Raw genomic sequence first — 13,770 nt, 5'->3', positions numbered from 1 at the left:
TATTATTAGGAATATTCCGTATCATAAGTTAACGATACCTTTACTATAAAATTACAAAAAATGCGCGTTTTTATTATTAACTTAGAGAAAGATAGCGAAAGACGTTTAAGTATTTTGCAACAATGTAAGGACCTGAATATAGAGGCAGAAATTATACCTGCTGTGGATGGACGCACTTTAAGTCATAATGAATTAGAAAAAATCACTCATCCATCTTATGTTGCCGGACTCACACCTTCGGAAATCGGATGTTCATTAAGCCATCTAAAAATTTACAAAAAAATGGCTAATGAAAATATAGAAAAAGCACTGATATTAGAAGATGATGCATTGCTGAAAGTCGATCTTGTAAAGATTGTAGAGTGGTATAACAACATTGAAAATAAATCGGAGGAGGTAATCCTTCTCAGTGAAGTGAATAAATACTTCACAAAACCAATAAAAAAAATCAATGAGGATTATCATCTGGTCGATGTTGCTGAAGCCGCTCTGACACATTGCTATTTGTTAAATAAAAAGGCCGCGATTAAATTACTGGATTTCCTTACTCCTGTCTGGCTTGAAGCTGACAGGTGGACTTTCATCAGAGAATATTCTATCGTTTCTCTTAAAGCTATCGTCCCCCCGGTCGGATTACAATCAACGCTCAGCGAAAACTCTACAATATGGTATGATCAGGAACAAATTGAAAAAAGAAAGGGATTCGAAAAAAGCAGGTCAATAACATTAAGAAAAATAAAAAAGAAAGACCATTATCATTAAAGGTCAGGATATTCCTATGGAGAACAACAAAAAGGAAATTTAAAAAAATAACCATAGGAAGAATTGAAAGCCATACTTAACACTGGCCTCTGACTTTACATCATAATTACTTATTTTCTCCCTGAAAAATCATCATGGAACGAATAGCATTCCACTGATAAAGTAAGGGGGAATAATACTCTTCTGGTGCGACAGCCAGAAAACAACGATTTTTTGTACACCGACCTCCGTGCCTATGCCGCCATCCTTTTGTCCGAACGTAGCAGGATCACTTTATCACTGATGCGGATGTCCCCTAAGATATCCTGTCACGCCTGGATCATTATCTGCCGACCCGGCAGCAATAGCATTCTGTCCGCGGCCCGTTACATACAGTGGAGCCCGCTGAGAATAATTTCCATGACTGATTCGTCACTATCTGGCCCTGGCAAGTGTCAGTAATTTCCGTTTATAGCTAACCCTGATCCCGGGGTCAGTAATAAATGAAAAATAGCTCACCCGCGCAACACGTTTTCTGAGCAGTATCATGGTCTCAGTGTCCTTTATCCGGTCACCGTATTTAACAAGGATGTCTATCCATCGACATATCACCAGGTTTTTATAGGCATTATAGAACAACGTATCGACTTTTTGTGTCGCTTCAATCAGGCAACCCAGCTTTTCAGCATCTATGGAATTAGACAGACTGTTATTATTCTTCAGGTACTGATAAAAACCCACCCGGGAATACAGAATTTTTTCTGCATTCGCCAGAACTTGCGGAAAGGTAAATGAGTCCTCATAACAGGTAAAATCAGGGAAACAAATCCCTGAAAGCAACTCCCGACGGATAAACTGACCGATAAAGTGGGACTGGACTTCTTTGTGGGCCAGATATTTCCTGATCAGTTTCTCCCGGCTGATCTTTTTCGGCTCAAAAATAACAGTCTCAGAGGAAGGCATATCCTCTTCATTGACTTTAATCAGACGGGTCAGAAAAACATCCGGCGCTTCTTTTTTTAAAAGAGTCAGCGCGTTGAAAAATGCCTGCCCGGAGACGATATCATCCGAGTCAACCATGGTAATATAGTCCCCAAGACAATGCTGAACTGCAAAATTCCTGACTAAACCGATATTTCTGAAACTCACATTATAGTATCGGGTGAATAAAAAATTTTGAGCCGCAAACTCACTAACAATACGGGATGTACCATCTTCAGAGGCATCATTAACAATCACAATTTCACAGGCATCTTCTCCCTGCGAGATGGCATTAAGAATACTGTCCAGAGTGCGTCCTAACGTTCTTTCTGCATTGTGCGCAGTAACAACAATACTTAATACAGGGTTCATGATCTCCCCCTCATCTGATGCACTTCTTTGTCTGACATAATGATTGCACTCAGTGTTATCGTCACCGAAGAAATCAATATCATGCCGTCTGAAATAAAAAGAACATCCGTTATCCCGTAAAAAATCGTAGCGACCATAGGGACAGAAATACAATTCAATACACCGTACTCTTTTCTTAACCCCGGGATAAAAGAGTAGTAAAAATATAACAGGACAATCAAGCCGAAAATTCCGAATACTGAAAGGTACTGAATCACTTCGTTATGCAGATGAACATCCAGATACCTGTTCACATCAGAATTTTCCTCTCCGGACGTCCGGAGGTAGCCGCGTATAAAATCATTTCTTTGATGAAGCGTTTCACCCAACGGGTGATGCTCAAATGAGATTAGCCCGACCTTCCACATGCTGAACCGGGCACCGAGTGATGTACGGTCATTATCATTTCTATAGGACTGAACATCACTAAGGGCCTGGTCGGTACGATGATCGATAATATGGTGGTTAGAAAATACAGAGAAGGCCAGAAGGAGTAGCGCGACGAGACAGGACAGAGGTTCTTTCTTCACCGGGAACAGATAAAAAGTGATCACCACGATCAGAAAAGTATGGATCCCCATCGCCGCACGAGTCTGTGTATGGAAAATGACGTAGGTAGAGACAGCAATCATACAGAAAAAAGTAATATTCTTTCTCAGCCGGTTCTTGTCATACGCCAGAGCCATCATTAATGTCAGAGAAACAAAGGAATAGGCATAGGCACTCATCGTAGGCCGATCAAATCCCAGCAGGATCCTGCCGCCTGAGTTCAGCGCCTGGTGAATACCGGAAAGTGAAGCGACAATAAAGGTTATCCATAGCACGGCTAAGGCATAACTTTTCAGTTTATCTTTTGATATAAATGAATTTTTGAAGGTCGCTAAGATAAAGTTTATAATAAAAAACGCGATAATCATTCTTTTCGCAGAGGTATAAAGCAAATATTTGCCTTCACCGGAAAAGGTGCACCATAATGACCAGAGAAGAAATAACAGCCCCATAATCAGAAAAGGAAAAGAAAGTTTATGAAGACTTTTTTTCACTCCCTGACCGACAGTCAATAAGATAAAACCCAAAATGGAAGCATAGCCACAAAAATAGAAAGAATACCTGCTTAATTTATCCTCAGTAAAAAAAGAGACCGCTGTTAATAAAAGTAACAGGAAAGCGCCTAAAGACATTTTAGCTATCGCTGCTGAACCATATCTCATTTAAAATAAATCCCTGTTAATACGTTATGTAATTTTTTATACCTACGGTATAAAATATATATTTATTATAATCAACATTCGACACCGGCTCAGGACAGAAAGTTCCAAAAGAAATGACAGGCTATAAACCAAAGTAAAAACATAAGGATAACTCCGGACTGGTGATATCCGTAGGTGTAATTCACAAATAATCGCTTACAATACGAGTGTTATTTACCCAACTCTGACATATAACTTCGAAAATATTGTCCGGCGACAAAGAGAATGAAGCAGTGTCATCAGGTAAAACAGTCATCATTATTGATAATAGTTTGTGCTCTCCTGATAGCGGTTACCGGCCTGAATCATCCGGGCCCGGGCAATTAAAGTATGCGTTCTCCGGGACGTCATTGTTATACGACACCCTGATATTGGCGTTTTCTGCTGTCGTGCGCGCCTGTCCCGCAGAGTGGACACGCGCGATACCGGGATCGTTTACTGTAAGGAAAAGACGGCCGTTTTGTCGCAGGCTCACGACAGAAAACCACTTCAGGAACCTGCACAGGAGTATCTGTACAAGTGCGTACCAGGGGAAAGTGATAAACAGAGAGGTCAGCGGATTATTTTAAGCAACATCCCCGCGCTACGATACTTAAGCAGAATATTTCGCCCGTCTTACCGGCAAATATCGTTTCTTTTTCCCGGAGATCTTGCCCTTTCCTGCAGGGCATCGCCGTACTCCTGAAGAGCTGATTATTCGTGAGTGCGACCTGACAGCATCTCTGTATCCTGCACCTCAAGCCCCATCATCAGAACATCGACATATTGGCCGTTTCTCAGCGCCGATTTCGTTCTGATCCCTTCTTCCCGAAACCCGAACTTTTTATATAGCCCGATGGCTGCCACATTATCGGTAAAGACTTCCAGTTCAACTTTGACCGCACCAAGCCAGTGAAAAGAGTATCTGAGAGCAAATTCGATTAATGCGGAACCCACGCCTTTGCCTGTATGATTTTCATCAACAAACATGCCCAGATTGGTGGTGTGCCTGAGCCTGGGGTGCTGAGGATTACGGATAGTAATGATTCCGGCTAACTCCCCGTCAGCGTCGGCGGCAAAATGATAAATCCCGTCACGACCGTTGCAAGCCAACCGTTCATTCCAGTCATTCAGTGACTGGCAGGGCATACCCAATGTATTTTCCTGAACAGTCTGTTGGCACGATATTGTCAGGTACTGCGCCGCATCTCCTGCCTCTGTACTTCTGATTTTTATATTCATCGTTATCCTGTGATTTTTTCCCGCCAAATACCCACTCAGGTAGCCTGATAACTTTATGCAGTGACACGGGATTTTCCCCCTGCCTCATTACTACAGGCTACACAATTCACTGTTTTGCAGAGCAGGAACGAGACGGGTTTCAGTACGTTGTCAGTCCGGGGGGTCAGCGCGGCGACTCCGCCGGAACATCCGATCCTTCATGAATACGATATTCTCTTAAGATAGCGGATGTTTGTTTCCACCACTCAGAGTTACGGGTTCTGGTCTGATGTGCGTCAAATGTTCGCTGATCCGTATAAAGCTCTTCCACCCGCCAGATCAGCGGATCGTCACTTTCAATCACTTCAAAAAACAGACACCCGTCTTCCGCGCGTGACAAACGCTGGTGTTCCGGAAGATAGCGACGAATAATCGCTGAATCTTCCGCTGTTTTCGCTATCAGCCGGCCTGTCAGTCTGATCATAAGTTCCCCGTTTGTTATTTTCTCTGTGTTATTGCTGACATTACTGCATAACCGTGCTGCTTATTCCGGGACAGCCTTTTCTCTGTCGCTCATGATAAAAATAAATAAGCAGCTCTTCACGGATCGTTTTCATTCGTGACTTATCAATAACGTACGTTTCCGATGACCAAAACGAAAGGAAAATTTACCGATCTCACTTCACATACTATACTCCCATATAGTATATTCGTTCCGGTCATCTCAGTGAGAGTGTTCAACATGCCATCCACTCCGGAAGCAAAAAAGAAGACACTGACCCGGGTCCGGCGTATTCGCGGGCAAATCGATGCCCTGGAAAGAGCACTGGATGAAGGGGAAGAGTGTCGGGCTATTCTGCAGCAAATCGCCGCAGTCCGTGGCGCAGTCAACGGGCTGATGGCCGAAGTGCTGGAAAGCCATATCAGAGAAACCTTTGACGGTACTGAGACCGATAGCCGGCAGCTCAATACGTCAGTTAACGATACCATCGGGCTGGTTCGCGCTTATCTTAAATAGCCGGATCTGCCCTCTGTCACAGGAATAAAGTTATGAAATCACGTGCCGCCGTTGCTTTCGGCCCGGGCAAACCGCTGGAAATTGTAGAAATCGATGTCGCTCCGCCAAAAAAAGGTGAAGTCCTGATTAAAATAACCCACAGCGGCGTCTGCCATACCGATGCATTCACCCTGTCCGGTAATGATCCTGAAGGATTGTTCCCTGTCGTACTGGGACATGAAGGGGCAGGTGTCGTCGTCGAACTGGGGGAAGGCGTGACCAGCGTCAACGTGGGTGACCATGTGATCCCGCTGTACACGGCTGAATGCGGAGAGTGTGACTTCTGCAAATCCGGTAAAACTAACCTGTGCGTCGCTGTACGTGAAACGCAGGGGAAAGGTGTCATGCCGGACGGAACCTCCCGTTTCTCCTATCAGGGCCAGCCTCTCTACCACTATATGGGCTGCTCAACCTTCAGTGAATACACGGTGGTTTCTGAAGTCTCTCTGGCGAAAATTAATCCGGAAGCTAACCATGAACATGTCTGCCTGTTAGGCTGCGGCGTCACTACCGGTATCGGAGCCGTTCATAACACAGCAAAAGTTCAGCCGGGCGATTCCGTTGCCGTTTTCGGACTGGGAGGCATTGGTCTGGCAGTGGTTCAGGGGGCCCGTCAGGCAAAAGCCGGTCGGATCTTTGCCATTGATACCAACCCGGAAAAATTCGAACTGGCTAAACAGTTTGGTGCGACGGATTTCCTGAACCCGAACGACTACGATAAACCGATTCAGCAGGTTATTGTTGAACTGACCAAATGGGGTGTTGACCACACCTTTGAATGTATCGGTAATGTCAATGTGATGCGCGCCGCGCTGGAAAGTGCGCACCGGGGCTGGGGCCAGTCGGTCATTATCGGGGTTGCGGGAGCCGGACAGGAAATTTCGACCCGTCCGTTCCAACTGGTAACCGGGCGCGTCTGGAAAGGCTCTGCCTTTGGTGGCGTGAAAGGCCGTTCACAGTTACCGGGTATGGTTGAAGACTCAATGAAAGGTGATATTGAACTGGCACCGTTTGTCACGCATACCATGGGGCTGGACGAGATTAATGATGCGTTTGACCTGATGCACGAAGGTAAGTCGATCCGTACGGTTATCCATTACTGACCGGACAGCCCCCTCTCATGGAGGGGGCTGTTGTTTTGTAAGTCCTGTTCAGCACAACATCGCCCCTGCTAAAGGCTCTTCCCCGCCAGACCGCTTTCCCCTGTCCGCCAGCACGGATATTCCCGCCGTTCGTAATGCACCGCTGTCGTCGTCACCCCGGGAGTTGCACAAAAAAGGGTCATCCGGCCAGCCATCCTGAGACAATCGTTCCAGAACACCCCCGTCATTCTGCAATGTATTCGTTCAGACAAACCCGGTTAATTTCTTTTAATAGCATTATGTTAGCCATACATGCCTGACCGGTGAGCTTCACTCTGCCCCGATATGGCCTGAATATTGCTTGAGATATAAAACTTTTGTTTCTTCCCGGAGTGCACCCGATGAATGATAAGCATGATACCGAGCTATTGTATGGCCTGAATGAGAAGATACCGGCAGTGCCTGCACTGTTTACTGCCATCCAGCATATGCTGGCCAGTATTGTGGGTGTCATTACTCCGCCATTAATTATCGGGTCCACACTCGGGCTGAACTCATACCTTCCCTGGCTTATCAGTATGTCGCTGTTTGCCTCCGGCCTGGGCACCCTGTTGCAGGCAGGCCGTTTTTTCTCCATCGGCGCGGGAATGATCTGCCTGCAGGGCACCAGTTTTGCCTTTCTTGGGGTCATTATCTCCGGCGGATTGATGCTTAAAAGCCAGGGTGCCAGCCCTGAACAGATGTTAGCGATGATCTTTGGCTGTAACCTGGTGGCAGCCATTATTCCGCTGATTGTCAGCCGGTTTATTCATACGTTTTCACGTGTACTCACCCCGCTGGTGACCGGCAGTGTCATTGTCCTGATCGGTATCAGTCTGATTAACGTCAGTATCAGTGACTGGGGCGGGGGTTTCGGCGCAGCTGACTTCGGTGCACCATCAAACCTGTGGCTCGGCGCCCTGACGGTGCTGGTGATTGTTCTGATGAATTGTAGCCGTTCGCCCTGGCTGAGGCTCTCGGGCATTGTCACCGGTATTGTGGCCGGCAGTGTTGCGGCCTGGCTTACCGGCTCGTTTCACCCGCACTTCAGCACGCCGGGTTCACTGATTACCCTGCCGATCCCTTTCCGGTTCGGCCTGGATTTTACACCGTCGCTATTTATTCCCGTGGCTCTGGTTTCTCTTATCTCTATTATCGAAGCCGTCGGGGACCTGACGGCCAACTGTATGTTGTCAAAACAACCGGTAGAAGGTCCGGAATTCGAAAAACGGATTAAAGGCGGGATCCTCGGTGATGGCGTCAGCTGTCTGCTGGCGGCGACGTTTTCATCCTTCCCGAATACAACCTTTGCTCAGAACAACGGTGTCATCCAGATGACCCAGGTCGCCAGTCGCTATGCGGGTTTCTGGATTGGCGGTATTTTTGTGCTGCTGGGGCTCTTCCCGATGTTCAGTCATGTGCTCGAACAGTTGCCTAAACCCGTGCTCGGAGGTGCCACACTGGTCATGTTCGGTAATGTCGTGGCTGCGGGGATCAGGATCATGACCCGCGAACCGATTGATAGCCGTGGTATGTTAATTATTGCCATTGCGTTTGGTGTCGGTCTGGGCATTGAATCACAACCGGAAGTGCTCAAAGCACTCCCTGCGATTATTCGTAATATGTTCCAGAGCGCTGTCACCAGCGGGGGCATCCTGGCTATTCTGCTTAATCTGATCCTGCCCCGCCGGACTGCCCCTGTCGCTGCGCCTGCGGAAAAAAGTGCGACCTATTCCGGAGGATCCCATGTCTGATACGCGTTGCCGGGAGAGAACTCCCGGCAACGATTTCGGATAAAGCCACCATTATCCTGTTTTACCGAAGACGGCAGCGATGCCCGGAAAACGATTTCCCGGCATCCCCCGGCCGGATCCGCGGTAATAACTGTCCTTACTCACCTTTCGTACAGTGTCAGTGCTATCACCATGTAAAATAAAAGGGTTAACCATTAACATTTCTGTGCAAAAATAATTACAATAACGCGACAGATCAATGATGGGTAACTCCTTTGGCATGTAGTATCCGCTTGTCACCGGCTAAATATCCTGCAGTGATTGCATTACCGGCAATCCTGATGATGTTTATTGCGCCCGTCCTGTCCCGTCATCTGCAGTCTCAGCGAACTCACCTGCTGCCAGCCTTCGCAGGCGGAGGCATGCGAAATATAGCAGCCGGACTTTACCGATCCCTGCCGGTGTATTTTTTACCGGTAAACTTTGACGTTATTACAAGGAAATAAACAATGTCTTTTTCAGTAAAATCTTTGGCCGTCACGACCGCCCTGCTTGTGTCCGCGCTGACCAGCACGGCGGTACTGGCCCATGCACATCTGACCTCAGCCGAACCGGCACCGCAAAGCCAGCTCACCACCAGCCCCACCCGCTTAACACTGCATTTTTCTGAAGATCTGGAGCCGTCATTCAGTAATGCCACGGTGACATACCAGGGCGATAAAACGGTCAGTACCGGCAAAGCCTCACTCAGCGACCAGGAAAAAAATACGCTGGTGGTCCCGCTGAATGCGCCTCTGTCTGCGGGTGAATATCAGGTCGCCTGGCATGCGCTGTCTGTTGATGGGCATAAAACCACCGGGACTTATATCTTTACCGTAAAGTAATCTTTCCCCGCGCCCCCTCCCGGGGGTGCTGTTTCTGACAGTCATTTCCCGACCATTTCCCCGGCATTCTGTCCGTTTATCACGGCCTCCTGCGTGCGTTTTGATGAATTTTCGCCGTTATTGGATTTTTTTTTCCGTTCTGCCTGCGAACATGCGGGTTAATACCCTATTTTCGTCTGAAAAAAGGGGTGTGTTATGCCCTGACCACTGCCAACGAACCTGAAACGGGAAGATCCGCCATATCAATAAGATATTGACCAAAAGAGAACACTATTCAGGAATATGACAGTATTTCGACAGTTATGTTAATGAATGGATCTCTTTGCTGGTCAAAAAGTAAAACAGAACTTAACTATCAAAGAAGCCTTATCAATTTTCAGCTCCTATCAATACCACGCATTTCAGGTGATATATTTTTGTTCACGGAGATGCTTCCTGATGTGTTTGCCCTTAAGGCTGGTTATCAGAATGGCAGAGCCCCGACAGGTTCCCAGAGGAACTCAACCTTACATTTCATCATTATTTTTAATCAGTCATGGGGTAGTAAAATGAAAAAAGTTCTGTTACCAATAGCAGCATTAACCTTAACTCTGGCATCAGTGCAGACATTTGCTTCGGATGGAACCGTTTCCTTTACCGGTAGCATCACGCAGTCAGGTTGCGTAGTGACCAATGCCACCAACCAAACTATCTCTGTGGCGATGGGTAACTATTCAAGCTCAGCACTGTCTTCCCCGACCCAGACTGCCGGCCCGCGTCCTTTTGAAATCGACCTGAGCAAATGTACTACCGGTTCAATCAAAGTTCGCTTTGATGGTACTGCAGTTTCAGGATACCCGTCCTTACTGAAACTGACTCCGACCGGTGTAGCCGGTACTGATCCGTCAACAAGTGTCGGTATTCAGATTACGGATTTAGCGAGCGGGGGAGTTTATACTATCGGTGATACCAGCAGTTCTGTACCTTTCCAGGCAACAGACTCTACTGGCGCGTTGAATATCAAACTGGCTGCCAGATACTATGCATTCGCAAAAGGCACCCCGAGCGGACAGGCTAACGCCACCACTAATTTCTCTATCGAATATCAGTAACAGCTAATACTCTGGTGGAAAAACAGGAACTAATGATGAAGAAGTTTATCTTTTTTGTACTGCTCCAGCTGTTTTCAGTCTCATCGTTTGCAGCAATACAACTGGAGGCCACCAGAGTCATTTATAATTCAGGCAGCAGTTCTGCGTCACTCTCATTAAAAAATGAGAGTAACCAGAACTACATGTTACAAAGCTGGCTGGAAAACGAAGATCGCAGCAGTAATGCGCCGATCCCGATGCAGGTGATCCCGCCCATTATGCGAATCGATGCGGGTAAAGAGGCCACACTGCGTTTTATTTACGCCGGTCATGGATTACCGACTAACCGTGAGTCATTATTCTGGATTAATCTTCAGGAAATTCCTCCGGAGGCAAAAGATCCTAATGTTCTGCAAATTGCCGTTCATAGCCGCTTAAAGCTTTTTTATCGTCCTCAGGGCCTGAATACGACCTTAGATAAAGAAGTGCAGAAACTGATATGGACACAAAACGGCAATAAGTTAACCGTGACCAATAATGGCCCGATGTATATCTCGCTGAACCGTCTGCACCTGAATAAGGAAAGTGCTCAGGATATTTATCTGGATATGGTCTCACCTTTTTCTACCAGAGCGTTTACTCTTCCGGCAAATACTCAGCTCGGGTCTACCGTCTCATTCAGCTATGTTAATGATTATGGTGGGACCACCGAAGTAAACAACTTTCCGGTTAAATAAACAGACTTCAGAAGCTGGCCACCATGAAAATAAAAACACGTTACTCTTTGTCGCTGGTTATTGCGCTCCCCGGTCTGCTGGCAATGTCAGGAGCGAGTGCGGAAGAGTTTAATATGCAATTCGTTCATGGTGCAGGCAATCTCAATGCAGCACGTCAGGTGTCGGTCGGTGACAGTATTCAGCCAGGCACTTACCCGTTCGATATTTATCTGAACTCCCAAAAAGTCGATAGCCTGCCGGTGACATTTATCCGAACGCCGGAAGGTGTTCGTCCTTGTTTTAGTACTGAGCAATTGTACGGATATGGTATTATTCTTCCCGCCCCTCTGGCCGGTAAGCAATGTATTGATATCAGTAAATATATCCCGGATGCCAAAGTCGCCGCAGATATTACTCAGCAACGTATCGATCTGGCAGTCCCGCAAACCCACCTGAAAACGCTTCCTCAGGGATACATCCCTACCCGTATCTGGGACCAGGGGGTGAATGCCGGATTTGTTAATTACACGCTCAACTACGACAAAAACAATTATCGCGGTTCATCCGTCGCCGATAATAACGAATATACGTATTTGTCGCTAAATAATGGCCTGAACCTTGGCCGCTGGCGTTTACGTCAAAACGGCAACTATACCCATGATAATATTACCGGCTCTCATTGGAATAATATTTCCAGTTGGGCAGAAACCGATATTATTGCTATGCGCAGCCGTTTTCTGGTGGGCCAGTCCTCTACCAGCAACAGTGTCTTTGACAGCATCCAGTTTCGCGGAGTCAAACTCAGTAGTGTCGATGACATGCTGCCGGAAAGTATGCGGAGTTATGCACCGGTCGTCCGGGGGGTAGCGACCTCCAACGCCCGGGTCACTATCCGCCAGAACGGTTACCTGGTCTACAGCACGACAGTGCCGCCGGGTCCGTTTGCTATCAGTGATCTCTATCCCAATAGCAGCGGTACGCTGTATGTCACCGTGACGGAAGCCGATGGTTCCAGGAAAACCTTTACCGTTGCCTATTCATCTGTCACCAGTATGTTGCGTAACGGATTGTGGAACTATGAGGTCACCGCCGGTCGTTACCATGATGGTATCAGCGGTTATCAGCCGCAGTTTATTCAGGGTACCGTGGCCCGCGGGATCAGCCATAATCTGACGCCGTACGGCGGTGTGATTGTCGCCGACAACTATCAGTCGGCCGTGCTGGGTATGGGGACCGGTCTGGGTGATCTGGGTGCGGTTTCCCTGGATGGCAGTTACGCCAAAACTAATCTGGCTTCCGGTGATACCAAAGAAGGTCAGAGCTATCGTCTTTTATATGCGAAGTCATTAAGTGATTTCGGTACCGATTTCCGGCTGGCAGGGTACCGTTATTCGACCTCCGGATATTATGATTTCAGTGATGCCGTGCAGGAAAGGCGTGACTGGAAAGATGGTCAATACGAAAGCGACTATATCGACCCGAATGACACTGCAGACGGGACACCCGCCTGGGCGCAGACCAATAACGCGACTTATTACTCAAACGTTTATGCCAATAAGCGTGAACGTATGGAAGTTTCGATTAACCAGAACCTGAAAGGTTATGGCAGTATCTATGTTAATGCTAACCAGCAACGTTACTGGGGAACCAGTCAGAAAACCCGTACCGTGCAACTGGGATATTCCAATGCCTGGAAAAATGTGAGCTACGGTGTCTACTGGCAGTCGACCCGTTCCCAGTATGGTTATGCCGATAACAGCATTAACATGACACTTTCTATCCCGCTGGTCTGGAACAATAATAATAACGCGATTGTCTCCACCACCCAGCTGGCACATGACCAGCAGTCGGGCGACAGCTATAACACCGGCGTTTCAGGCACCCTGCTTGATGATAACCGTCTGAGCTACGGAGTGACGACCGGCCATACTCAGACCGGCGGACAAAACAGCGGCGCAAACCTGGGGTATCAGGGCAGTATGGGTAATCTGAACGGTAGTTACAGTTACAGCAACAACTATACTCAGACGGCATTGGGTGCCAGTGGCGGCCTGGTTGTCCACTCCGGTGGAGTCACGCTTTCGCAACCGCTGGGCGATACCTTTGCTATCATCAAAGCGAAAAATGCCGAAGGTGTGGGGATCCTTAACTCACCAGGCGTTAAAGTGGACCGCTTTGGGTACGCTATTGTCAATAACCTGACGGCGTACCGGTACAATACCATCGCACTGAATACCGAAGAGATGCGTCCGGGGCTGGATATTCCGCAATCAGTTATCCAGGTCGTCCCGATGCAGAAAGCCATTGTCCGCGTCACTTTCAATACCTTTTATGGCCACAGCCTGCTCATTCATTCCTCCCTGCCGGATCACAGTTATCCGCAGATTGGTGCGGGGGTATTTAATGCCCGGGGACGTAATAGCGGTACCGTGGGAATGAAAGGCGATCTGTTTGTCTCCGGCATTGCGGCCGGCGAAAAACTGACAGTGAAATGGGGTGAAGGCCCGAACGATAAATGTTTCTTACTCATCCCCGATAAGCTGGCCGATCAGACAAAAACCAGTGGATATCAGGAAATTACACTGACCTGCCAACGCCCCTGAGGA

At 47.5% G+C, this 13,770-nt stretch carries 12 protein-coding genes; 8 read left to right on the top strand and 4 right to left on the bottom strand.

The window, feature by feature from the left end:
* The first annotated feature begins 60 nt into the window (after nt 1-60).
* Nucleotides 61-762: a glycosyltransferase family 25 protein gene (locus GTPT_RS04865; RefSeq protein ID WP_051845729.1), complete on the top strand. Its 702-nt coding sequence runs from the start codon at nt 61-63 to the stop codon at nt 760-762.
* Between the two features lie 414 nt (nt 763-1,176).
* Here the strand turns inward: GTPT_RS04865 and GTPT_RS04860 are convergent, their stop codons facing one another.
* The 4 genes from GTPT_RS04860 to GTPT_RS04845 all read right to left on the bottom strand — a co-directional run bounded on the left by GTPT_RS04860 (nt 1,177) and on the right by GTPT_RS04845 (nt 5,067).
* Nucleotides 1,177-2,094 (bottom strand): glycosyltransferase family 2 protein, encoded by a 918-nt coding sequence (locus GTPT_RS04860; RefSeq protein ID WP_029990578.1) that lies wholly within the window; start codon nt 2,092-2,094, stop codon nt 1,177-1,179.
* Entirely contained in the window at nt 2,091-3,176 is a 1,086-nt protein-coding gene (locus tag GTPT_RS04855) for an O-antigen ligase family protein (protein WP_162139944.1), read from the bottom strand. Before GTPT_RS04855 ends, GTPT_RS04860 begins: the two co-directional genes overlap by 4 nt.
* Before the next feature lie 900 nt (nt 3,177-4,076).
* Nucleotides 4,077-4,604, bottom strand: a complete 528-nt coding sequence (locus tag GTPT_RS04850) for a GNAT family N-acetyltransferase (protein ID WP_029990574.1) — start codon at nt 4,602-4,604, stop codon at nt 4,077-4,079.
* 163 nt (nt 4,605-4,767) lie between these two features.
* Complete coding sequence (locus GTPT_RS04845; protein ID WP_025901059.1) at nt 4,768-5,067, bottom strand: putative quinol monooxygenase; 300 nt, start codon at nt 5,065-5,067, stop codon at nt 4,768-4,770.
* Nucleotides 5,068-5,325: 258 nt separating this feature from the next.
* Between GTPT_RS04845 and frmR the strand changes: the two genes are divergently transcribed.
* The 7 genes from frmR to GTPT_RS04805 all read left to right on the top strand — a co-directional run bounded on the left by frmR (nt 5,326) and on the right by GTPT_RS04805 (nt 13,767).
* The gene (frmR, locus tag GTPT_RS04840) at nt 5,326-5,601 is read left to right on the top strand and encodes a formaldehyde-responsive transcriptional repressor FrmR (RefSeq protein ID WP_025901058.1); all 276 of its coding nucleotides are present in this window, start codon (nt 5,326-5,328) and stop codon (nt 5,599-5,601) included.
* Between the two features lie 32 nt (nt 5,602-5,633).
* Nucleotides 5,634-6,743, top strand: a complete 1,110-nt coding sequence (locus GTPT_RS04835; RefSeq protein WP_025901057.1) for an S-(hydroxymethyl)glutathione dehydrogenase/class III alcohol dehydrogenase — start codon at nt 5,634-5,636, stop codon at nt 6,741-6,743.
* Between the two features lie 380 nt (nt 6,744-7,123).
* Nucleotides 7,124-8,515 (top strand): uracil-xanthine permease family protein, encoded by a 1,392-nt coding sequence (locus tag GTPT_RS04830; protein ID WP_029990571.1) that lies wholly within the window; start codon nt 7,124-7,126, stop codon nt 8,513-8,515.
* Between the two features lie 488 nt (nt 8,516-9,003).
* Entirely contained in the window at nt 9,004-9,378 is a 375-nt protein-coding gene (gene copC / locus GTPT_RS04820; RefSeq protein WP_029990568.1) for a copper homeostasis periplasmic binding protein CopC, read from the top strand.
* Nucleotides 9,379-9,926: 548 nt separating this feature from the next.
* Complete coding sequence (locus tag GTPT_RS04815) at nt 9,927-10,469, top strand: fimbrial protein (RefSeq protein WP_029990566.1); 543 nt, start codon at nt 9,927-9,929, stop codon at nt 10,467-10,469.
* A 32-nt stretch (nt 10,470-10,501) separates the two neighbouring features.
* The gene (locus tag GTPT_RS04810; RefSeq protein ID WP_235501088.1) at nt 10,502-11,185 is read left to right on the top strand and encodes a fimbrial biogenesis chaperone; all 684 of its coding nucleotides are present in this window, start codon (nt 10,502-10,504) and stop codon (nt 11,183-11,185) included.
* A 23-nt stretch (nt 11,186-11,208) separates the two neighbouring features.
* Nucleotides 11,209-13,767: a fimbria/pilus outer membrane usher protein gene (locus GTPT_RS04805; RefSeq protein WP_211255095.1), complete on the top strand. Its 2,559-nt coding sequence runs from the start codon at nt 11,209-11,211 to the stop codon at nt 13,765-13,767.
* Nucleotides 13,768-13,770: the final 3 nt, after the last annotated feature.

Source organism: Tatumella ptyseos ATCC 33301 (assembly GCF_000735525.1).
GTDB lineage: Bacteria > Pseudomonadota > Gammaproteobacteria > Enterobacterales > Enterobacteriaceae > Tatumella > Tatumella ptyseos.
The sequence above is the reverse complement of the archived record's forward strand: the minus strand, read 5'-3'. Positions and strand labels throughout refer to the sequence as shown.

Excerpts from the sequence above, each read along its gene's own strand:
- GTPT_RS04865 (WP_051845729.1), top strand. The coding sequence starts at position 61 with ATGCGCGTTTTTATTATTAACTTAGAGAAAGATAGCGAAAGACGTTTA.
- GTPT_RS04860 (WP_029990578.1), bottom strand. The coding sequence starts at position 2,094 with ATGAACCCTGTATTAAGTATTGTTGTTACTGCGCACAATGCAGAAAGA.
- GTPT_RS04850 (WP_029990574.1), bottom strand. The coding sequence starts at position 4,604 with ATGAATATAAAAATCAGAAGTACAGAGGCAGGAGATGCGGCGCAGTAC.
- GTPT_RS04845 (WP_025901059.1), bottom strand. The coding sequence starts at position 5,067 with ATGATCAGACTGACAGGCCGGCTGATAGCGAAAACAGCGGAAGATTCA.
- frmR (WP_025901058.1), top strand. The coding sequence starts at position 5,326 with ATGCCATCCACTCCGGAAGCAAAAAAGAAGACACTGACCCGGGTCCGG.
- GTPT_RS04835 (WP_025901057.1), top strand. The coding sequence starts at position 5,634 with ATGAAATCACGTGCCGCCGTTGCTTTCGGCCCGGGCAAACCGCTGGAA.
- GTPT_RS04830 (WP_029990571.1), top strand. The coding sequence starts at position 7,124 with ATGAATGATAAGCATGATACCGAGCTATTGTATGGCCTGAATGAGAAG.
- copC (WP_029990568.1), top strand. The coding sequence starts at position 9,004 with ATGTCTTTTTCAGTAAAATCTTTGGCCGTCACGACCGCCCTGCTTGTG.
- GTPT_RS04815 (WP_029990566.1), top strand. The coding sequence starts at position 9,927 with ATGAAAAAAGTTCTGTTACCAATAGCAGCATTAACCTTAACTCTGGCA.
- GTPT_RS04810 (WP_235501088.1), top strand. The coding sequence starts at position 10,502 with ATGATGAAGAAGTTTATCTTTTTTGTACTGCTCCAGCTGTTTTCAGTC.
- GTPT_RS04805 (WP_211255095.1), top strand. The coding sequence starts at position 11,209 with ATGAAAATAAAAACACGTTACTCTTTGTCGCTGGTTATTGCGCTCCCC.